We start from the raw sequence: 276 nt of genomic DNA, 5'->3' as shown, positions 1-276 counted from the left end.
ATGCTTTACTATCCAAGCAAGCTACCAAAACCAAAGAGGGTACAAGGCGCATTTGTTACAGACCATGAAATTGAAAGAGTTGTAACATATGTAAAAAACAAAAATATAGTTGAAGAAACTAATGATAGTTTTAATAAAAAAATAGAAGAAGTAAATAAGTCTAATGATTCATTAGATGAGGTGGATGAACTATTTGATGAGGCAGTTAGATTCGTTATTATGGAAGATACTGCATCAATATCTGCTATACAAAGAAGATTTAGGGTTGGTTATGCC

1 protein-coding gene is annotated in these 276 nt (G+C 31.5%); it reads left to right on the top strand.

Features of this window, described 5'->3' with window-relative positions; all coding sequences use genetic code 11:
- On the top strand, window positions 1–276 hold a 276-nt coding region (locus NCT05_RS37310; protein WP_284507662.1), incomplete at both ends, for a DNA translocase FtsK.

This window comes from Caballeronia sp. AZ7_KS35, from assembly GCF_023631045.1.
GTDB lineage: Bacteria > Pseudomonadota > Gammaproteobacteria > Burkholderiales > Burkholderiaceae > Caballeronia > Caballeronia zhejiangensis.
This window is presented reverse-complemented; position numbering and strand designations above follow the sequence as displayed.